At 36.8% G+C, this 20,216-nt stretch carries 18 protein-coding genes; 1 reads left to right on the forward strand and 17 read right to left on the reverse strand.

The features are described 5' to 3' along the window. Nucleotides 1–271 precede the first annotated feature (271 nt). The 15 genes from CKK03_RS08340 to citZ all read right to left on the reverse strand — a co-directional run bounded on the left by CKK03_RS08340 (nucleotide 272) and on the right by citZ (nucleotide 16,185). Nucleotides 272–655: a cytosolic protein gene (locus CKK03_RS08340; RefSeq protein WP_099362139.1), complete on the reverse strand. Its 384-nt coding sequence runs from the start codon at nucleotides 653–655 to the stop codon at nucleotides 272–274. A 111-nt stretch (nucleotides 656–766) separates the two neighbouring features. After that, nucleotides 767–1,147 (reverse strand): adenosylmethionine decarboxylase, encoded by a 381-nt coding sequence (gene speD, locus CKK03_RS08345; RefSeq protein ID WP_099362140.1) that lies wholly within the window; start codon nucleotides 1,145–1,147, stop codon nucleotides 767–769. Between the two features lie 232 nt (nucleotides 1,148–1,379). Further along, a complete protein-coding gene (locus tag CKK03_RS08350) occupies nucleotides 1,380–2,411 on the reverse strand; it encodes a glyceraldehyde-3-phosphate dehydrogenase (RefSeq protein WP_099362141.1) in 1,032 nt (343 codons plus the stop codon). Between the two features lie 204 nt (nucleotides 2,412–2,615). Next, nucleotides 2,616–3,218, reverse strand: coding sequence for a dephospho-CoA kinase (gene coaE, locus CKK03_RS08355; RefSeq protein ID WP_099362142.1), 603 nt, complete (start codon nucleotides 3,216–3,218; stop codon nucleotides 2,616–2,618). Nucleotides 3,219–3,246: 28 nt separating this feature from the next. Continuing rightward, complete coding sequence (gene ytaF / locus CKK03_RS08360; RefSeq protein WP_099362143.1) at nucleotides 3,247–3,882, reverse strand: sporulation membrane protein YtaF; 636 nt, start codon at nucleotides 3,880–3,882, stop codon at nucleotides 3,247–3,249. A gap of 131 nt (nucleotides 3,883–4,013) precedes the next feature. Beyond that, nucleotides 4,014–4,856 (reverse strand): DNA-formamidopyrimidine glycosylase, encoded by an 843-nt coding sequence (gene mutM / locus CKK03_RS08365; RefSeq protein WP_099362144.1) that lies wholly within the window; start codon nucleotides 4,854–4,856, stop codon nucleotides 4,014–4,016. Between the two features lie 21 nt (nucleotides 4,857–4,877). After that, nucleotides 4,878–7,508 carry a DNA polymerase I gene (gene polA / locus CKK03_RS08370; RefSeq protein ID WP_099362145.1) on the reverse strand — a complete coding sequence of 877 codons (2,631 nt, stop codon included), beginning with the start codon at nucleotides 7,506–7,508 and terminating at the stop codon, nucleotides 4,878–4,880. A 143-nt stretch (nucleotides 7,509–7,651) separates the two neighbouring features. Further along, a complete protein-coding gene (gene hflC, locus CKK03_RS08375; protein ID WP_099362146.1) occupies nucleotides 7,652–8,581 on the reverse strand; it encodes a protease modulator HflC in 930 nt (309 codons plus the stop codon). After that, nucleotides 8,578–9,546, reverse strand: coding sequence for an FtsH protease activity modulator HflK (gene hflK, locus CKK03_RS08380; protein ID WP_099362147.1), 969 nt, complete (start codon nucleotides 9,544–9,546; stop codon nucleotides 8,578–8,580). The genes hflC and hflK overlap by 4 nt, the downstream gene beginning before the upstream one ends. A 336-nt stretch (nucleotides 9,547–9,882) precedes the next feature. Continuing rightward, on the reverse strand, nucleotides 9,883–11,313 hold the full coding sequence (pnpS, locus tag CKK03_RS08385; protein ID WP_099362148.1) for a two-component system histidine kinase PnpS: 1,431 nt from the start codon (nucleotides 11,311–11,313) through the stop codon (nucleotides 9,883–9,885). Beyond that, complete coding sequence (locus CKK03_RS08390) at nucleotides 11,306–12,022, reverse strand: response regulator transcription factor (protein ID WP_099362149.1); 717 nt, start codon at nucleotides 12,020–12,022, stop codon at nucleotides 11,306–11,308. Before CKK03_RS08390 ends, pnpS begins: the two co-directional genes overlap by 8 nt. A gap of 116 nt (nucleotides 12,023–12,138) precedes the next feature. Continuing rightward, nucleotides 12,139–12,615: a MaoC family dehydratase gene (locus CKK03_RS08395; RefSeq protein ID WP_099362150.1), complete on the reverse strand. Its 477-nt coding sequence runs from the start codon at nucleotides 12,613–12,615 to the stop codon at nucleotides 12,139–12,141. 86 nt (nucleotides 12,616–12,701) lie between these two features. Continuing rightward, nucleotides 12,702–13,643 (reverse strand): malate dehydrogenase, encoded by a 942-nt coding sequence (mdh, locus tag CKK03_RS08400; protein WP_099362151.1) that lies wholly within the window; start codon nucleotides 13,641–13,643, stop codon nucleotides 12,702–12,704. A gap of 64 nt (nucleotides 13,644–13,707) precedes the next feature. Then, entirely contained in the window at nucleotides 13,708–14,982 is a 1,275-nt protein-coding gene (icd, locus tag CKK03_RS08405; protein ID WP_180271206.1) for an NADP-dependent isocitrate dehydrogenase, read from the reverse strand. A gap of 84 nt (nucleotides 14,983–15,066) precedes the next feature. After that, the gene (gene citZ, locus CKK03_RS08410) at nucleotides 15,067–16,185 is read right to left on the reverse strand and encodes a citrate synthase (protein WP_099362281.1); all 1,119 of its coding nucleotides are present in this window, start codon (nucleotides 16,183–16,185) and stop codon (nucleotides 15,067–15,069) included. 568 nt (nucleotides 16,186–16,753) lie between these two features. On the opposite strand from citZ, the gene ytvI reads away from it, so the two are divergent. Continuing rightward, on the forward strand, nucleotides 16,754–17,869 hold the full coding sequence (gene ytvI / locus CKK03_RS08415; protein WP_099362152.1) for a sporulation integral membrane protein YtvI: 1,116 nt from the start codon (nucleotides 16,754–16,756) through the stop codon (nucleotides 17,867–17,869). Nucleotides 17,870–17,903: 34 nt separating this feature from the next. On the opposite strand, the gene CKK03_RS08420 is transcribed toward ytvI, so the two are convergent. Further along, the gene (locus tag CKK03_RS08420; protein WP_099362153.1) at nucleotides 17,904–18,296 is read right to left on the reverse strand and encodes an FxsA family protein; all 393 of its coding nucleotides are present in this window, start codon (nucleotides 18,294–18,296) and stop codon (nucleotides 17,904–17,906) included. A 100-nt stretch (nucleotides 18,297–18,396) separates the two neighbouring features. After that, nucleotides 18,397–20,157: a pyruvate kinase gene (gene pyk, locus CKK03_RS08425; RefSeq protein WP_099362154.1), complete on the reverse strand. Its 1,761-nt coding sequence runs from the start codon at nucleotides 20,155–20,157 to the stop codon at nucleotides 18,397–18,399. Nucleotides 20,158–20,216: the final 59 nt, after the last annotated feature.

A 20,216-nucleotide genomic window follows, 5' to 3' on the forward strand; every position in this document is an offset into this window, starting at 1 on the left:
AATGGCACATCGAATTTCTGCGTACATTGCTCCGAGAACATGGTGAATAACTAGGTTATGCGCTTGCGTCTACTAGTTAATTCACGAAGTCAATTCCTCAGCGCAAGGCTGCAAGGGAGTTAACTCAAGCAGTTGCCTCGCTCCGGTACTCAAAGCTGCACCGCCTTGAAATTCTTGGTCCTTTTCACCCTCTTTTTTGAACACAGACTCTATGTATTCATATTATAAGAAAGATTTTCTTTGGACAAGGGTTTCTCATCATAAATCCGACTTAAGATTCTTTTTTACCGATGAGAGGAAGTTCTTTATCTAAGCGCTGATATAAATTCATAATGACTTTTTTACTGTAGCCAAAGTCAATTGGTAATAAAAGTGTTTCTGTTGTAACCGCGAAGTCAATCGCTGTTTCAAACGGTCTTACAGAGACGATAGTGGCAACAACAAAGGCTTTTCTTCCTTTTTTTATTGAAATGCTCATTTCGCCGCGTTCTTCTGATATAGAGTTAATATGGTATCCATCTAAATTATTAATGATTTTTGTTACAGCATCAATTGCCTTTTTATTTGTTGTTTTATAATAATGACTTCTTAACTGCTCGTCCGAATGTTTGTCTCTCGTTTCACTGTGATTCGAAAAAAACGTTTGCAATCCCATTAGTTCCACTCCCTATTTTTATCTATTCTATATTAAAATTATTGTTCTAAATGTAAAAAAAGAGGTGTAATATATACACCTCTTTCTATTTTAGTTGATTCTTATTTATTTTTAAAGTACTTTTACTTGTGCTGGCTTTACTTGTACTGGTCCCATACCACGTGGAAGCTCAATGTTCTCGCGTGTTTGTGCACCAAGTGCCTCAGCAATATAGTCTGCAGCAATATTCGGATCTAAATCTCCACATGTGTAAACATCAATACTTGCGTATCCATGTTCAGGAAAACTGTGAATCGTTAAATGTGATTCAGAGATGATAACAACACCACTAACTCCCTGTGGAGCAAATTTGTGAAAAGCTACCTCACGAATTTCTGCACCTGACTTTAATGCTGCTTGAACAAAAGTTTCTTCAATACCTTGCATGTCGTTTAATTTTTCGAAATTGCAACCCCATAATTCAGAGATTACATGACGTCCCATAGTTTCCATGTTTAATTGTTCCCCCTCTTACCATAATTTCGATGAGTTCTTCGCGTAAAGCATGAGCATAACTACCACGGGGGAAAGTTAGTCCAGAGAGGTCCTAACCCTTTAAGTAGCTACAAAAGCATAAGCTTTTAAGAAGTTCACGAAAACTAGTATACTAAGTTTATATACATTTAGCAATACGTTTTATTAAACTAAATAATAAAACCTTCCCGCAATTGGGAAGGTTTTTGATTTAGCCTACTTTTGCTTCAGTTTTTTGGATGATTTTTTCGCCAACATATTTGACTAAATCTACTACTCTACAAGAATATCCCCATTCATTATCGTACCAAGCTAATACCTTTACCTTACGATCTCCTATGACCATTGTTGATAACCCATCGACTATAGACGAATGTGGATTTGTATTAAAGTCAATGGAAACTAATGGTTCAGTCGTAAAATCTAAAACTCCTTTTAAAGCCCCAACAGATGCTGTTATAAAAGCTTCATTAATTTCTTCAATCGTTACATCTCGTTCAACATCTACAACTAAATCAACTAAAGAAACATTAGGTGTTGGAACACGTAGTGCCATTCCATGTAATTTTCCTTTTAGCTCTGGCAATACAAGTGATAATGCTTTGGCAGCTCCAGTCGATGTAGGAATGATGGATTGTGCGCAGGCTCTTGCTCTTCTTAAATCTTTATGTGGATTATCGATATTTTTTTGGTCATTTGTATAAGCATGAACCGTTGTCATTAAACCGTTCACAATTCCAAACTGCTCATTTAAAACTTTCGCTACGGGTGCTAAGCAATTTGTTGTACAAGAAGCGTTTGAAATGATGGCATGATTTTCATGGTCATATTTGTCTTCATTTACACCCATTACAATGGTAATATCCTCATCCTTACCAGGTGCAGTTAAGATAACTTTTTTGGCACCAGCCTGTAAATGTAGGCTTGCTTTTTCCTTTGAATTAAATTTTCCTGTTGCCTCAATCACAATATCTATATTCAATCTTTTCCAAGGAAGCTCTAAAGGATCACGGGAGCTAAGAAGCTGAATACGCTTACCATTCACCAATAATGAGTCGTCCTGTGGGATGATTTCCGCATCGAACTTACCATGGTTTGTATCATATTTTATTAGATGTGCTAGTGTGTCAGCAGGGTAGCTTGCATTGATAGCGATTATTTCTAATGAATCATCCATAATTGCTTTTCTAAATACCATTCTTCCAATACGGCCAAATCCATTGATTGCGATTCTTGGCTTCATCAAAACCCCTCCACGATATATGTTATACTTTTTATTGTTAATTTCTACGATTAGTATAACACATTAAAATAGATATGTAACACTTTAATTCATTTTTTTATAAAAATGGTCATTTATACGTCTTTTTGGTTATTTTTCAATGGTTATTTGACCTACTTAACATATAAAAAAGGTATCTCGTATTAGAGATACCTTTGTATTATCTTATCGTTTTATACCCCACTGTGTACAAACTTCGTGTAGCTGATCCTTTGTAGCCTCAATTGTACCATTGTTATCAATCACAGCATCTGCTAGTTGAATTTTATCCTTAAGCGGCATTTGTGATTGGATCCTCGCTTCTGCTTCACCCTTGCTGAGATTATTACGATTCATTAGGCGTGCTAATTGTGTCTCATAATCAACATAAATAAGTAGGGTGCGATCAACTAATGCAGTTAACTTACTTTCAAATAACAATGGAATATCCAATATAACGGTTTCTTCCCCATTGTTAAGGTGTTCTTCTTTTTCTATAAGCATTTGTTTTCGAACAGCAGGATGAACAATTGAATTTAATAACAATCGTTTCTCTTCATTGAAAAAGACGACCGATCCTAATTTTTGCCTGTCAATCGTCTCGTCAGGTAATAGAATATCCTTGCCAAAGGATTGAACAATTTGTTCATATGCTTCTTCTCCAGGCTCAACCACTTTACGTGCAATAACGTCTGCATCTACGACAACAATTCCTGCTTCTTTGAACATCTGTGATACTGTACTTTTTCCACTTGCAATTCCACCTGTTAATCCGATTGTTAATGCCACGTATCCAATCTCCCTATTGCGTTTTATTTTAGAATTTCCATATACCAATTAAAATCAGTAAGATTCCAGGTAAAAATGAAAATTTTTGAACCCAGCTTTTCTTTGAAAAAACAGCACCGCTTTTTATACCCGTATAAACAAAAAGCGAGCTCATCACGGCAACCAATAAAGCCATGACCAATGGAGAAAAGCCTAATAAAGCTGCACCGATTCCGGCCCCAAAAGCATCTAAAGAAAGCGCAAGCCCTAACAAAAATGCTTCAAATCCGGTAATCGTTCCTGATTTATCAAGGTCAGCAACCATTGGCTTCTTCAAAATATTGATAACAAGTCCAAGTGATTTTATTTCAACTTTCACTAATAGTTTTTCTTCATATTGTTCAGATGCTTGGGAGGTTGGTCGAAAAAACTGAAACAATACCCAGACACCAATTAACATGAGTACAATACCACCCAGTCGATCAGCGATTGCAGGCGATAGTAATAACGCAATAGTCTTTCCTAATCCCATGGCGGCTGCCATCGTTACTGCTGAACAACATGCGATTGTAATGATTGATTTAAAAGGTATTTTCATTTTCCTCATACCATATGTGAATCCAACACTAAAACTATCCAAGCTTACTGCAAATGCTAATAAAACAAGTGATGCCAATTGGGACATCTCACAGAGTCTCCTTCCTATCGATTGCTAAGATAGTATATGGAGAGAGCCCATTACATGTGAAATGTCCCGTGGCAGTCAAAAGTCGAAAGAAAATGATGCATCGAATTTCAATGAAGGCTTACTATACATTATTTTGTTTTCATTTTGCTCTTCTGGCATTTTGGGCAGAAATGGGTGCCTCTGCCACCGACAACTGTTTTTTCAATTTCTGTACCACATGTTTGACATGCTTTACCGTTTTGACCATATACAAAGAGTTGCAATTGGAACATCCCAATTTCACCTTGCGTATTAACGTAAGAGCGTATCGTACTTCCACCTTTTTCGACAGCTTCATTCAGTGTTTGAATGATCTCATGGTGTAGTATTTTCAATTCCTTTTTGGTTAGGGAATTGGCTGCACGTTCTGGGTAAATGCCCGCTCTAAACAGTGCCTCATCAACATATATATTCCCAAGCCCTACGACCTTTGTTTGATCAAGCAGCGCGACCTTAATTTTACGGTTGGTCTTAGATAGCTTTTCTTCTAAATATTTTAATGAAAATTCTTCCGAAAATGGCTCTGGTCCTAATTGAGATAAAGGTAGGCTATTCTCTTCTTCGCCTTTTTTAAATAAATGCATCGTTCCAAATTTCCGAACGTCTCGATAGCGCAGCTCGGTTCCATCAGTAAAAGTGAACAATACATGTGTGTGTTTGTCATAAAGTTCTTCTTTATCGTAAAGGCCGTACCTTCCTTCCATACGTAAATGAGAAACCATAACATAATCATCTAAAATAAACTTTAAAAATTTACCTCTTCTGTCCACATCATGGATTGTCTGTCCACGAAGTGCATCACAAAACTGCTCTGGTTCTTCCGGTTTTTTGATAATTTTTGACCATAAAACCGTTACCTTTTCAATTGTTTTGCCATTTACAAGCTGGGTTAACGTGCGCCGAACGGTCTCGACCTCTGGTAACTCTGGCATATGATCACATCCTTTTTCGACTTACTTGGCATCATACCAAGTCTTACCGTATTCATAATCAACCTTTAAAGGTACTTTCAAGGAAATGGCATTTTCCATTACATCAGGTACGATCTTCTTTAAGGTTTCAATTTCTTCTTCTGGCGCTTCAAAAATCAATTCATCATGTACCTGTAATAGTAACTTCGCTTGAAGCTTTTCTGTTTTTAACCTGTCCGCCATTTCAATCATTGCTTTCTTGATGATATCAGCTGCACTTCCTTGGATTGGAGTATTCATTGCTGTTCTTTCAGCAAAGCTACGAACATTAAAGTTACGAGCTGTAATTTCAGGAATGTATCTTCTTCTATGAAGAAGCGTAGATACGTATCCTTTCTGTCTTACGTCCTCAACAATTTCCTCCATATATTCCTTAACACCAGGAAAGCTTGCAAAATAACGTTCAATAAAGTGTCCTGCTTCCTTCCGGGTGATTCCAAGGTTCTGAGACAATCCGAAATCACTAATTCCGTACACAATCCCAAAGTTTACAGCCTTTGCCTGACGACGCATATTGGAGGTTACTTCCTCTTCAGTTACATGGAACACATCCATGGCAGTCTTTGTATGAATGTCCAGATCATTCGTAAAGGCACTAATCAGATTTTCATCATTGGCAATATGGGCTAATACCCTTAGTTCAATCTGGGAATAGTCAGCCGCAAATATAAACCAATCCTTTTGTGAAGGGACGAAAGCTTGTCTGATCTTTCTTCCTTCTTCCAAGCGAATTGGAATGTTTTGCAGGTTCGGGTCTGTCGAACTTAGTCTTCCAGTTTGCGTCAAAGCTTGCTGGAATCGAGTATGAACCTTACAAGTATCTTCATGCACAACCTTTAATAAGCCTTCAATATAGGTTGATTGAAGCTTACCAATTTGACGATAATGCAAGATATATTCAATAATTTCATGTTCTTTAGCTAGTTTCTCAAGGATATCGGCAGAAGTGGAATAACCCGTTTTTGTTTTCTTGTACACAGTTAGTTGAAGCTTTTCAAAAAGAATAACACCTAGCTGCTTGGGTGAATTAATATTAAACTCTTCTCCAGCCAGTTCATAAATTTTTTGTTCAAGCTCCTGAAGGTGTTCCTTTAACTCTTCGCCCATTCCTTTTAAACGTTCAACATCGACCTTTACCCCTATCGATTCCATGTCTGCAAGGATTAGGGATAACGGCATTTCCAAATCAGTAAAAAGTTCATACTGTTCATTTTCTTGAAGTTCATGCAAGAACAAATCTTTTAATTTTGTTAGGCTAATTGCTTTTCTCACTAAGTGTTCAGAAAGAATTTCTTCGTTAGGAATGCTTTGTTTGGCTCCTTTTCCGTACACTGCTTCATCAGAATGTACATCTGTTATTCCCTTTAATTTTGCCACTGCGGCAACATCTTCAGTCGAGTCAGACGGATTTAAAATATAAGATGCAATTAGACAATCAAAGTCGATTCCTTGTAGATTGATACCCTTCCATCTCAATGCCACTATCGATTTCTTTGCATCAAAAACGATCTTCTTTTTCTCATTATCGTTTGCCCACTGTTGAAAAGCCTCTGATTCGAGAGCTAACTTTGTTGGTATATAATAATTTCCATTTTCGTTTGAAATTGAAAATCCTTGGATGTCTGCCTTATGATAACTTTCATCAAGCACTTCCACAATTAAAGAAGATTCAGTTGTTAATACATCTTCAGTCATTTCATCGACGATTTTATAGGAAATCTTTTCTAAAGGCTTGTCCTCATTCGACTCGCTACCCTCAACCTTATCGAGTAAGGAATTAAATCCGAGCTCTTTGAATAGTTTTGTGACTTTATCACCATCATAGCCGTTATATTCCAGCTCAGAAATTCCAATTTCAATTGGGGCTTCACGATAGATAGTCGCAAGCTGCTTACTCATGATCGCCTGGTCTTTATTTTCCTCAAGTTTTTCTTTTAGCTTTTTTCCACTCACCTTATCGATTGAGTCTAATAGTTCTTCTAATGTATTGAACTCCTGCAATAATTTCAGTGCTGTTTTTTCTCCGACACCGGGGACACCTGGAATGTTATCAGAGTTATCTCCCATTAGCCCTTTCATGTCAATTATTCGTTCAGGTGTAATCCCATACTTCTCTTTAATAAACTCAGGAGTGTAAGAATCGACATCTGTGATCCCTTTTTTCGTTATATCTACTGTTATCTGTTCTGAGGCTAGCTGTGTTAAGTCTTTATCACCTGTGATAACTTTAACCTCAAAGCCATCTTTTTCAGCTTGAAGAGATAAAGTTCCGATGATGTCATCGGCTTCATAGTTTTCTAACTCATATCTGGCAATCTTGTATGCATCAAGCAATTCGCGTAAAAATGGAAACTGCTCCGAAAGCTCAGGTGGTGTTTTTTGTCTGCCGCCTTTATATTCGCTAAAAGTACTATGTCTAAATGTTGTTTTGCCTGCATCAAAGGCTACTAATATATGTGTCGGTTTCTCCTGTTCAAGAATTCGATTTAAAATCATGGTAAAGCCATAAATGGCATTGGTATGTACACCTTTATCATTATTAAGAAGTGGTAGGGCAAAAAATGCACGGTATGCGATACTATTTCCATCCACTAAAACAATCTTTTTATCCAAGAAAAATCCTTCCCTTCTATTACGGCATTCGGACCTTCCATGCTACATATCCCTTAAATCATCAAAAAAATAGCCGTTATTTCCTACTGTTCATTTTATCATGTCATGAACAGAATGAAAAATAACGGCTACCTAATTGATTGTTATTCAGTATACCCCATTAACAATCTTGCATATGGAGAGTCAGCTGGTAAAATGATTACTGTTTCTCCATCAATTGTAGTCTTATAGGATTCTAGTGTACGGAATAGGTTATAGAATTCTGGGTCCTTTGAGAAAGCCTCGTTGTATATACGAGCCGCTTCTCCTTCCCCTTGGCTTCGAATAACTTCCGCGTCCGCTTGTGCTTTAGCAATAATTTCTTTTACTTCCCTGTCAGTTTCAGCTTCGATTTTGTTTTTCTCAGCGTCTCCTTCAGAGAGATAGTTTTGTGCTGTTGACTCACGCTCGGAAATCATTCTTGTATATACGGATTGTTCGTTTTCAGCTGGTAGATCTGTACGCTTCATCCGAATATCTGTTACAACGATTCCATATTTATCTTCCTCAAGGTTTTTATTTACAATTTCTGTAATGCGGTCATTAAGGCTACCGCGTTCTGATTTCTCATCATTAATTATTTCATCATAATTCAATTGACCAAGCTCTGTTCGAATGGCAGAATAAACGAATTCATCGAGTTTTGCTTCTGCATTTATAACCGTTCTTGTTGTAGAAATCATTTGTTTTGGATCTTCAATACGCCAAATAGCGTAATTGTCGATCATCATTCGCTTTTTATCTTTCGTATTGATTTCAGCCTCTTCAACATCATAAATCATTTGATATTTTGGTAATGTTTCAACAGACTGGATAAATGGAATTTTATAGGAAAGCCCTGGTGTTTCTACAATTCGGACAACTTCACCAAATTGGCGAACCACTTTGTATTCTCCTTCTCTTACAATGAAAATATTTATTATAACAATTCCAATTAAGATGATAGCTATTAGGATGCCAATTCCACCCTTTGTATATTTGCTAAAATTATTGGAACCCTTTTTTTCGTTTAAATCCACAACGTTTTCACTCATTGGTTACCACTCCCTTCTGTTTCTACAGGAGGAACCTGCGTTTGGCTTCCAGCTTGACGAATTGGCAAGTACTTCATTGTATTGCCATCATCCTTCATAATGTAAATTTCCGTATGTGGTAATACTTGATCTAATGTTTCTAGAACTAGACGTTTTCTAGTAATCTCTGGATTCTTCACATATTCGTTATATAAAGCATTAAATGTGGCAACATCCCCTCGAGCAATTTCGATACGGGCTGCTTTATCCCCATTCGCTCGAGAAATAAGAGCTTTTTCCTCACCTTTTGCTTCATTCATTTTTTGATTACGGTATTTATTTGCTTCGTTTACTTTTGTATTTCTTGTTTCACGAGCGTCTGTTACATTCGTAAATGCCTTACGAACTTCATCATTTGGTAATTCAACATCCTGTAATTTAACAGCTGTTACTGAAATTCCAATATCATATTTCACTAAAAGATCTGCTAATAAATCTCTTACTTCAGCTTCGATTTCCGCCTTACCTGATGTTAACGCATCATCAATTTTCGAACTTCCGATAATACTTCTTAAAGAAGCAGAAGTAGAATTATATAGGATTTGCTCAGGATCCTCAGAATTAAATAAGAATTTTGATGGATCGGTAATTTGCCATTGAACAACCATATCTGCTAAAACAATATTTTCATCACCGGTGATCATTTTTGTATCCTTCGGCACGTCGGTAATTTCGCCATTCTTTTGATCATAGCCAAACTGTAAACTAAATGTTGTTTTAGGCAGTTTCTCTACATCTTGTATTGGCCATGGCATTTTAAAATGTAGGCCAGGCTCTGTAATTCCTTCATCCGCTTTCCCAAAGGTTAATATAATGGCTTGCTCTGATTCGTCAACGGTGTACCAGGATGTAAAACCTACGACACCTAAAATCAAAACGAGCACACTTAGTCCAACAATCGTATATATTCGTTTTAAACTAACCATGCTTTCCCCCCTCAATTTATTGCTATATTGTTTTATACGAATATCTTGTAAAAAGGTTTCAAAATTTATCAAAATACGCCTTGGCGTATTTGCGCCCAGATTTTTTCGAGCATGCTCGAAAAGTTACCTTTGAAAATCTGTGGCATCCGCCGGAGGCTTTTTTACTTTATTCAGTCATTTACTGAATAAAGCAAAAAAAAATGACAAGGATATTACGTCCTTGTCAAAAAAGTTTGGCCTTCTGAATGAAGGGGTTCTCATATACATCATACGGTTTGTATATTAAGAGAATATTTTTCCAATGTAAACATTTTGTAAATTAGGACTGCTTATGGATTATATTCTCTTTTTTAAACGAAACGTAAAAGTCGTTCCTTCCCCTACTCTGCTGTTTACTTCAACAGCCCCTTCATGTGCCTCAATAATATGCTTTACAATGGCAAGACCCAAACCTGTACCTCCAGAATTGCGGCTCCTTGCTTTATCTACGCGATAAAACCTTTCAAAGATACGAGGAAGTTCTTTTTCTTCTATTCCAATCCCTGTATCAATAATTTGAATTTGAACATAATCATCATAGTTTGATGCTTTTACCTCAACCTTAGCTCCATCTGGAGAGTAGGATAAACCATTATTGATCACATTGATAAATACCTGCTTCAACCTATCCATATCTCCATCGATTACGGTTGTTTCATCATCTACAGTAAGCTCTAAGTGAATCTCTCGTTCGACTGCTTTGGATTTAAGCATCTGTATACTATTTTCTAAGAGCTCTTTCACATTAACCTGTGAAAGATTAAGTGAAAAACCTTTGTTCTCCATTTTCGATAAATCCAATAAATCTTGAATGAGCAATTGGAGACGATGACTTTCATCAAGAATAATGGTTAAAAATTGTTTTAAGACGTCCCTATCATTCATAGCACCGTCTAATAAAGTTTCCGAAAACCCTTTAATAGATGTAATCGGTGTGCGAAGCTCATGGGAAACATTTGCAACAAAATCCTTCCGCATCTGTTCAAGCCTTTTCAGGTTTGAAATATCGTGAAAGACAAGAACAACTCCCTTCCATTCTACCTTCGCCCCTAATACAGGTGCAGCGTACACTTCAAAGTCCTTCTGTTCATTTCCAATCATCAGATTGATTTGTCTTCGTAGTTTTTGTTCGGTCATAAAAATCTCTTCGACTAGCTTTACAATTTCCTTTTGGGTAAAAGCTTCATAATAAAGTTGACCTAATAAATCATCTTGATCAACTTTGAAGATCTCATTGGTTGAACGATTAACAATGCTTATATATCCTTTACTATCGATAAATAATAGGCCGCTCCCCATATTTTCAATCAGGGTATGTAATCGGTCATGCTGCATTTCATAAGATTTGGTCATTTCTTCAATATTTCTAGCTACGATATTGATGGACTGGCCTAGTAACCCAGCTGTACTTATATCGTCTTCATAAGTTCTTGCACGATAATCTCCCTTAGCCAGTTCTTTGACCGCTTTTGTTGCTGAATCAATCGGTTTTGTATAAGTAGTCGTGATTCTTACAATGAGTGAGAGAATAATAATTAATGCGATACCCAAGCATATTGAAAGAGCAATCCAGACCTGCTGGACTGTTTCTTCGATTGAGGTTCCATGCATTGCACTATTCGTGATCAGACTACTAATAAATTGCCCCAGCATAAAACCCATACATAGAAAAACAATAATGATTAAAAAGATAATCGCAGATAGTAGTCTCGAGTGAAACTTATTCATAAATTTTAGGCTCCTCGAGCTTATAGCCTAATCCCCTAACTGTTTTAATAATATTTGGCTTTTTTGATTCTTTTTCAATTTTTTCACGCAAATGACTAATATGCACATCCACAATTCTTGTGTCACCAGCAAAATCATAGTTCCAAACCGCACTTAGGAGTTGGTCTCGTGTTAATACTCGCCCCTTATTCTTTGCCAAATAGGCAAGAAGTTCAAATTCCTTAGGTGTTAAATCGAGCGCTTCTTCGTTAAAATAAGCCTCAAAATTTTCTGGTAAAATACGTAGTGGTCCGATTGTGATTTGCGGTGCTGATGTATCATCTTCGGTGTTGACAATATTTTTACTTGTTCTTCTTAGTATTGCTTTGACACGTGCCACAACTTCTCTTGGACTAAATGGTTTTGTCATATAGTCATCTGCTCCAAGCTCTAAACCTAATACCTTATCAAATTCGTCGTCCTTCGCGGTTAGCATTAAGATTGGGATATCTACTTTATTTAAACGAAGCTGCTTGCATACTTCGATCCCATCTAACTTAGGCAACATTAAGTCAAGGACGATAATTTGCGGTTGTTCTGCTAAGGCTTTTTCTAATCCTTCTTCTCCGTCCATTGCAGTAATAACCTCGTAGCCTGCCTGTTGTAGGTTATACTGAAGTAATGTAATGATTGACTGTTCATCTTCCACAACCAATACTTTATTCTTCATTGTCTTCCTCCATCAAAAAAGTTAAACCCCATCATTTTTCTATCTCTATATAAGATTATTATAGATTAACATTTCGTTACTTACCATGAAAACAAAAAAAAGAGAGGCTAAGCTCTCTAAAAGTTCTCCAATATTTTACCTTCCATTGGCGTAATTCGGTGTGGAGGGCAGACTAAAAGTCTTCCTTCGATTGCTAATGATTCATCTTCATCAAATGCCGTTACTGCAATTTCAACAGTATGGTCGTGAATATTAATTTTGGATACTTCAAATAGAAATTGAATAGTGGCATAGTGATAAAGAGGCTGAAAAAATTCAATTTCCTGTTTGAGAATATGACTTCCTGGCCCTGGTAAATACTTCGAAATGGCCGCTGTGATAATTCCAGTAAGCATTACAGTTGGAACTATAGGTTTCTTAAATGGAGTTTGAGATGCATAATCATGTTGAATATAAAGTGGATTCGCATCATTCGTCAAACCTAAGTATAAAAGTAGATCTTTATCTTCAATTTTTTCAGTCAGTGATAGCTTTTCACCAACCGTCATTTCTTCAATCTTTCTACCTAGTTTTCGCTTTTTCCCTAATAGCATGAAAAAGGTTGCACCTCCATAGAATTAAAACAGTTTATGTACAAAAAATTCGGGGGATAACCCCGAATTTTTTCGTTAACTTATTATTAGACTAGGATATTCATTACATTTTTAACAGAATCAGCAGATTGAGCAAGTTCTGCTTTTTCTTGTTCTGTAAGGTCTAGTTCAATGATTTTCTCAATGCCATTTGCACCTAAGATGGTAGGGACTCCTAGGTAAATTCCGCTGAATCCATATTCACCTTCTAGATATGCAATGGCTGGAAGGACACGTCGTTGGTCTTTTAAGATGGCTTCAACCATTTCCACCAAGGAAGCTGCCGGTGCATAATAAGCACTTCCGTTTCCAAGGAGATTGACAATTTCACCGCCACCTTTACGTGTACGTTCAACGATAGCATCTAAACGATCTTTTGAAATTAAAGTTTCTAGTGGGATTCCTCCAGCATAGGAGTAACGAACAAGTGGAACCATGTCGTCACCATGACCACCAAGGACAAAACCAGTGATATCTTTCACTGATAAATTTAGTTCTTGGGCAATGAATGTACGGAATCGTGCAGTGTCAAGTACGCCTGATTGCCCAATGACACGATTTTTTGGAAATCCTGATTCCTTAAACACAGTATAAGTCATAGCGTCAACAGGGTTTGTTAAGACAATGATATAGCTATTTGGAGAATGTTGTGCAATTTCCTGAGCGACACTTTTCATGATTTTTTGATTTGTTTGAACTAGGTCATCACGGCTCATACCAGGTTTACGGGCAATTCCTGCTGTAATCACTACGATATCTGAATCTGCTGTATCCTCGTAATTTGCAGTGCCAGTAATATTTGCATCAAACCCTTGGACAGGACTAGCTTCCAACATATCGAGAGCTTTCCCTTTTGTGGGATTTTCCATTTGTGGGATATCAACTAAAACGACATCTCCTAATTCCTTTTGCGCAAGTAAGAAAGCGGTTGTTGCACCAGTAAAACCACTACCAATTACAGAGACTTTTTTTCGTTTGAATTGACTCATTTTATATCCTCCCTATTCACATATGAAAGTAACTACCCTATTAGGGTAGTTACTTGTTCTATGATTAGCCTAAGTTTTTGATTAGTTCATTAGCAAACTCTGAACATTTTACTTCTGTAGCGCCTTCCATTAGACGTGCGAAGTCATATGTTACAACCTTAGATTCAATTGTTTTTTCCATTGAATTCATAATTAGAGTTGCTGCTTCATTCCAACCAAGGTGTTCAAGCATTAATACACCTGATAATAGTACAGAAGAAGGGTTAACTTTATCTAAACCAGCATATTTAGGTGCAGTTCCATGTGTTGCTTCGAAAATCGCATGGCCAGTTTCATAGTTAATATTCGCTCCTGGTGCGATTCCGATACCACCAACTTGTGCAGCTAGAGCATCAGAAATGTAATCACCATTTAAGTTCATTGTAGCAACAACGTCGAACTCACGCGGACGAGTTAAGATTTGTTGTAAGAAGATATCAGCGATTGAATCTTTTACAATGATCTTACCTGCAGCTTCAGCATCAGCTTGTGCTTTATTTGCAGCATCCTTACCTTCTTCTTCAACGATGCGGTCATATTGAGCCCAAGTGAATACTTTATCGCCAAACTCTTGTTCAGCAAGCTCATATCCCCAATTTTTGAAAGCTCCTTCTGTAAACTTCATGATATTACCTTTATGAACAAGTGTTAAAGATTTACGGCCTTGTTCAATAGCATAGTTGATAGCAGCACGTACTAAACGCTTTGTTCCTTCTTCAGAAACTGGCTTGATTCCTATACCAGAAGTTTCTGGGAAGCGGATTTTATTTACACCTAGTTCATTTTGTAGGAAGTTGATAAGCTTTTGAACGCCTTCAGAACCTTGTGCATATTCGATACCAGCGTAAATATCTTCAGTGTTTTCACGGAAGATAACCATATCTGTATCTTCTGGACGCTTAACTGGTGAAGGTACACCTGTAAAATAACGTACTGGGCGAAGACAAGTGAATAGGTCTAGTTCTTGACGTAATGCAACGTTTAATGAACGAATACCACCACCAACTGGTGTAGTAAGAGGTCCTTTGATCGCAATTATGTACTCTCGAATAACATCTAATGTTTCTTCTGGTAACCATTCACCAGTTTGGTTAAAAGCTTTTTCCCCTGCTAATACTTCTTTCCAAACAATTGATTTTTCGCCGTTGTATGCTTTTTCAACAGCTGCTTCTAATACACGTGACGCTGCTGCCCAAATATCTGGACCAGTTCCATCACCTTCAATAAAAGGAATAATTGGATTGTTTGGTACGTTTAGTACACCATTTGATACTGTAATTTTTTCTCCTGCCACTAGTATTACCTCCTAAAGTTCTTAAGAAGTATTTCAAGAAAATATTTTCCTGAAATACTTCATCCTATTAATATATATATTGTAGATTTATTAACCTCTTTGTTCCATCGGAACGTATGTCTGCATTCCTGGACCAGTATATTCAGCACGTGGACGGATTAAACGGTTGTTATCATATTGCTCTAGAATATGAGCTAACCATCCAGAAACACGGCTTACTGCAAAGATTGGGGTAAATAAATCATGATCAATACCTAAGCTATGGTATACAGATGCTGAATAGAAGTCAACATTTGGTGGTAATGGTTTTGAACTCGTAACAATTTCTTCAATTTTGGTTGACATCTCATACCATTTTGGTTCGCCAGTAATCGCTGTTAACTTTTGAGACATTGCCTTTAAGTGCTTTGCACGTGGGTCACCTTTACGGTAAACTCTATGACCAAACCCCATGATTTTTTCTTTATTAGCTAATTTAGTATTTATATAATTCTCAACGTTTTCAACTTCACCAATTTCAGTAAGCATCTTCATAACAGCTTCATTAGCTCCACCGTGAAGCGGGCCCTTTAAAGCTCCAATTGCAGCAGTAATACCTGAATAAACATCAGACAGAGTTGCAACACAAACACGTGCTGTAAATGTAGATGCATTAAGTTCATGGTCAGCATGAAGTACTAACGCTTTATTGAATGCTTCTTCTGCAATTTCGCTAGGTTCTTGCCCGCTAAGCATATATAAGAAGTTTGCTGCGAAGCTAAGATCAGTGCGAGGAGCAACTGGCTCTAAACCTTTACGAACACGTGAAAAAGCGGTAACAATTGTAGGTAATTTTGCTTGTAGGCGAATTGCCTTTTGATAATTAGCTTCTGGATCCATTACATCTGCTTCATCATCATATAGTCCTAATAGTGAAACAGCTGAGCGAAGTGCCCCCATCGGATGAACCTTGTCAATTGGGTAAGTATTGAAATGGTTTAATAATTCTTGAGGTAAACTTGCATTATCAGCAAGTTGCTGTTTTAATTCAGCTAACTCCTCTTTATTTGGAAGTTTGCGATGCCATAATAGGTAGATAACTTCTTCAAAACTAGCATTTTCCGCTAAATCGTCAATATTGAATCCTGCATACGTTAAAGTGTCATCAATAATTGAACTGACAGAAGATGTTGTAGCTACAATTCCTTCAAGCCCCTTTGTTGCTGTCATATGACCCTCTCCTTTTTTCATATTCCCCTACCTCATTTTATAGAGGTAAATCGAGCGCACGCTCAAAAACAAAACACATTATCACATCGTTATTTATGCTTTAAACATTGTAATCTAGTGAAGTAAATGCTTTCATTTTTGAAAAAACGCTCATGGTCACAAATATCAGTATAATATTGTGACAATAAAAGTTGTTTATGCAAGCGAAAGCGATAAATATGTAGGAAATAAATAACCCTGACTCTATTATAATAAATAATCAGACTTTTGTGAATCAAAAGAGACAAATTTCCCCTAATAAATTATTATTACACAAAAACATTTTTACGAATAGGTTTTCATTTTTCTAGTTAACAGAGCCGTTTACTAGACTTAATGCCAATTAAATATGGCATATGTTGTATTTTGCTCTTGAAATTTTTTCACTTGCTCATAACGTATGATATCATAAATAAAACTTTTTCTCCATAATTGGAAACTTTATATTTCATTTCTTCGTAATACTTTTAAAGTAATCAAAGAGATTGTAAAATAAAAATATGCAAGAAATTCCTAGGGAGGAAAAAGTTTGAATATTAACTATGTGTATGGTTTTCTTCGGTTTTTATTGGTTATTGCATTAATTGTCATAGGTTTCATCTTGTTTTATTTTCTTTTTAGACTTACATATCCGTTTATTTTTGCTTTATTAATTGCATTCCTTATTAATCCACTTGTGAATTTTTTGGAGCGTAAAGTCAGAATACCACGTGGCTTATCGGTATTTATAGGGATTTTGCTTGTATTTGGCATTGTAACAGGTTTACTTACATTATTAATAGCTGAGATTATCTCAGGTGCAAACTATTTAGCAAAAGAAGTACCACAGCATTTTCAAACCCTAGTAGTTTATTTGGAAAATTTAATAGTTGGCCAGATTATCCCTTTTTACGAAAGAATAACGAGTATGTTTGATAATTTGGATCAAGGCCAACAGCAAACAATTATGGATAATGTCAGCAATGTTGGTACAACTATTGCGACAAATGTTGGAGAATTTATTAAAGCGTTTTTAGAAAATATTCCAAAGTTCCTGGGCTGGCTACCAAATGCAGCGACTGTGATTGTATTCTCACTGTTAGCCACATTTTTTATTAGCAAAGACTGGAATAAGTTTGTGATTATGGGACGAAAATTTATTCCAATAAAAGCTCGAACAAGTGGAAAGTCCGTATTTGTGGAATTAAAAAAAGCATTATTTGGATTTGTTAAAGCTCAAGCAACGCTGATTTCAATTACAGCGGGGATTGTATTAGTTGGCCTGTTAATTTTACGAGTCGATTATGCAATCACAATTGCGTTATTAATTGGGATCGTTGACCTACTTCCATATTTGGGAACTGGACTTGTGTTCGTACCATGGATCATTTATTCGGCTTTTAGTGGGAATCTAGCATTTGCAATAGGGCTTGGTATACTATACCTTGTTGTCATTGTACAACGCCAAGTCATGGAGCCTAAGATTATCTCTTCTAGTATTGGATTAGATCCATTGGCAACATTGATATCACTGTTCGTTGGGTTTCAATTATTTGGATTCGTTGGGTTAATTATTGGCCCCGTTACGTTAGTAATCATTAGAACTCTATATACAACAGGTGTATTTCGGGATGTATGGGGATTTATTAGTGGAAAAGAAACATAAAGAAAGCCATTGCGACCGCAATGGCTTTCTTTTTTTACCAACGACGAATAACTGTGAAATTACCTCTATCCATTCTTCGTCTAATCCAGTTGGCAATAATCGGTTTAATCAGATTTCTAGTTGCTGGAATGAGCAAGAAAAAACCAGTTAGATCTGTAATGTAACCAGGGCTTAAAAGCAATACCCCACCGATCAGGATGCAAATTCCATCCATAATGGCTTCACCAGGGACCTGTCCATAATTCATTTGTTGTTGAGCGCGGTGAAGTGTATCAAGCCCTTGTTTTTTCGCTAACCACGCCCCAATTACACCAGTAAGAACAATCAACAGCAAAGTAATTGGAATTCCAAGCGTCTTACCTGAGAAAATAAGGACACTAATTTCTAATGCAGGTACGATAATAATCAATGCTAGTAAAATTCTCATATTGTCCTCCTTAGATGAAGGCTTTTCTTATATTATACGTTTCTAGTCCAAAAATGAGTAGTAAAACTCCAAAAAAAAGAGAAGGTTTCCCTTCTCCTTTTTATAGAACATTTGCATGTCCTTCGTATATCACTCCACGGGATGAATCAACCGTAATATCTTGTCCATCTTTTAAAATTGTTGTTGCATTTTCTACACCAACAATCACAGGAATTCCGATACTTAATCCTACTACAGCTGCATGGCTAGTAAGACCGCCTTCTTCCGTGATTAAAGCAGATGCCTGCTCCACGTATTTCACCATATCACGATCAGTAGCAGTTGTTACTAGAATTGCACCGTCATACATTTTCGCCTCTGCTTCCTCAGTAGTGTTTGCTACAACTACTTTACCAAAAGCCGATTTTCTCCCAATACCTTGTCCATTTGCAAGGGTATTACCAACAACATGAATCTTCATAATGTTTGTAGTTCCACACTCGCCAACTGGTACACCTGCAGTAATCACAACTAAATCGCCTGGTTTAATAATTCCAGTATTTAATGCAACTTCAACTGAGTTGTCAAGCATTTCATCTGTTGATTTAGCTACATTACCTGTTTGCGGGTACACACCCCAAACAAGAGAAAGCTTTCTTGTTGTTGATTCGTTCGCAGTAACGGCAATGATTGGAGCCTTCGGACGATATTTTGAAATCATTCTTGCAGTATGACCACTTTCAGTAGGTGTCACAATTGCAGATACATCTAAATTAAGCGCAGTATGGGCAACTGATTGTCCAATTGCATCTGTAATTGTGATTCCTGAGATTTTACTGCGTTGTGATAAAATTTCACGATGTACTAAAGCACTTTCTGCACGAGACGCAATATTATGCATTGTTTGTACTGCTTCAACTGGGTATGTACCAGCAGCAGTTTCACCTGAAAGCATAATCGCATCTGTACCATCAAAGATAGCATTCGCAACGTCACTTGCTTCCGCACGAGTTGGTCTTGGATTTCGTTGCATAGAGTCTAACATTTGTGTCGCTGTAATAACTGGTTTTCCAAGAGCATTACATTTCTTAATTAAATCTTTTTGCACGAGTGGTACTTCTTCAGCAGGAATTTCAACACCTAAGTCACCACGAGCAACCATTAATCCATCAGATACTTCAAGTATCTCATCGATGTTATCTACACCCTCTTGGTTTTCAATTTTAGGGATAATTTGAATAGCTTCCCCATTATTTTCTTCGAGCAATTCTCTGATTTCTAGTACGTCTGAAGCACGACGAACGAAGGAAGCTGCAATATAATCGACATCTTGCTGGATACCGAATACGATATCTTTTGCATCTTTTTCAGTGATACCAGGTAAATTCACTCGAACGCCAGGTACGTTAACACCTTTTTTATTTTTTAATGTTCCACTATTTAATACTTTTGTTAGGATTTCACGCTTTTGTTGATTAATTTCTACTACTTCTAATCCGATTAATCCATCATCTAATAAAATTCTGGAACCTGGATGAACATCTTCAATTAAGCCCGGATATGTAATTGAGAATTTTTCCGGTGTACCAATAACTTCTTCCATTGAAAGAGTGACTGTTGAACCTTCAACTAATTCAATAGCACCATTTTCCATTGTATTTGTGCGAATTTCCGGTCCTTTAGTATCTAGTAGGATCGCAATGTTTTTGCCAGTGATTTTAGCAGCCTCACGAATGTTTTTAATACGTGCACCATGCTCCTCAAAGTCACCATGCGAAAAATTAAGTCTAGCTACATTCATTCCTGCGTTTGCTAAAGCAACCAGTTTTTCAATACTTTCACTAGCAGGTCCTATCGTACAAACTATTTTTGTTTTTCTCATTACATTTTCCTCCTCTATAATCGCTTTAAATCAGCGATTAGCAACACTTCTAAAAGAAT

It is taken from the genome of Fredinandcohnia onubensis, from assembly GCF_002734215.1.
Taxonomy (GTDB): Bacteria; Bacillota; Bacilli; order Bacillales; family Bacillaceae_L; genus Ferdinandcohnia; species Ferdinandcohnia onubensis.

What these genes read in the sequence shown, in the direction of transcription:
- CKK03_RS08340 (WP_099362139.1), bottom strand. Translation starts at nt 655, where the DNA reads ATGGGATTGCAAACGTTTTTTTCGAATCACAGTGAAACGAGAGACAAA.
- ytaF (WP_099362143.1), bottom strand. Translation starts at nt 3,882, where the DNA reads ATGTCCCAATTGGCATCACTTGTTTTATTAGCATTTGCAGTAAGCTTG.
- hflC (WP_099362146.1), bottom strand. Translation starts at nt 8,581, where the DNA reads ATGAGTGAAAACGTTGTGGATTTAAACGAAAAAAAGGGTTCCAATAAT.
- pyk (WP_099362154.1), bottom strand. Translation starts at nt 20,157, where the DNA reads ATGAGAAAAACAAAAATAGTTTGTACGATAGGACCTGCTAGTGAAAGT.
- mdh (WP_099362151.1), bottom strand. Translation starts at nt 13,643, where the DNA reads ATGAGTCAATTCAAACGAAAAAAAGTCTCTGTAATTGGTAGTGGTTTT.
- CKK03_RS08420 (WP_099362153.1), bottom strand. Translation starts at nt 18,296, where the DNA reads ATGAGAATTTTACTAGCATTGATTATTATCGTACCTGCATTAGAAATT.
- hflK (WP_099362147.1), bottom strand. Translation starts at nt 9,546, where the DNA reads ATGGTTAGTTTAAAACGAATATATACGATTGTTGGACTAAGTGTGCTC.
- pnpS (WP_099362148.1), bottom strand. Translation starts at nt 11,313, where the DNA reads ATGAATAAGTTTCACTCGAGACTACTATCTGCGATTATCTTTTTAATC.
- citZ (WP_099362281.1), bottom strand. Translation starts at nt 16,185, where the DNA reads ATGACAGCAACAAAGGGGCTTGAAGGAATTGTAGCTACAACATCTTCT.
- CKK03_RS08350 (WP_099362141.1), bottom strand. Translation starts at nt 2,411, where the DNA reads ATGAAGCCAAGAATCGCAATCAATGGATTTGGCCGTATTGGAAGAATG.
- CKK03_RS08390 (WP_099362149.1), bottom strand. Translation starts at nt 12,022, where the DNA reads ATGAAGAATAAAGTATTGGTTGTGGAAGATGAACAGTCAATCATTACA.
- speD (WP_099362140.1), bottom strand. Translation starts at nt 1,147, where the DNA reads ATGGAAACTATGGGACGTCATGTAATCTCTGAATTATGGGGTTGCAAT.
- mutM (WP_099362144.1), bottom strand. Translation starts at nt 4,856, where the DNA reads ATGCCAGAGTTACCAGAGGTCGAGACCGTTCGGCGCACGTTAACCCAG.
- CKK03_RS08395 (WP_099362150.1), bottom strand. Translation starts at nt 12,615, where the DNA reads ATGCTATTAGGGAAAAAGCGAAAACTAGGTAGAAAGATTGAAGAAATG.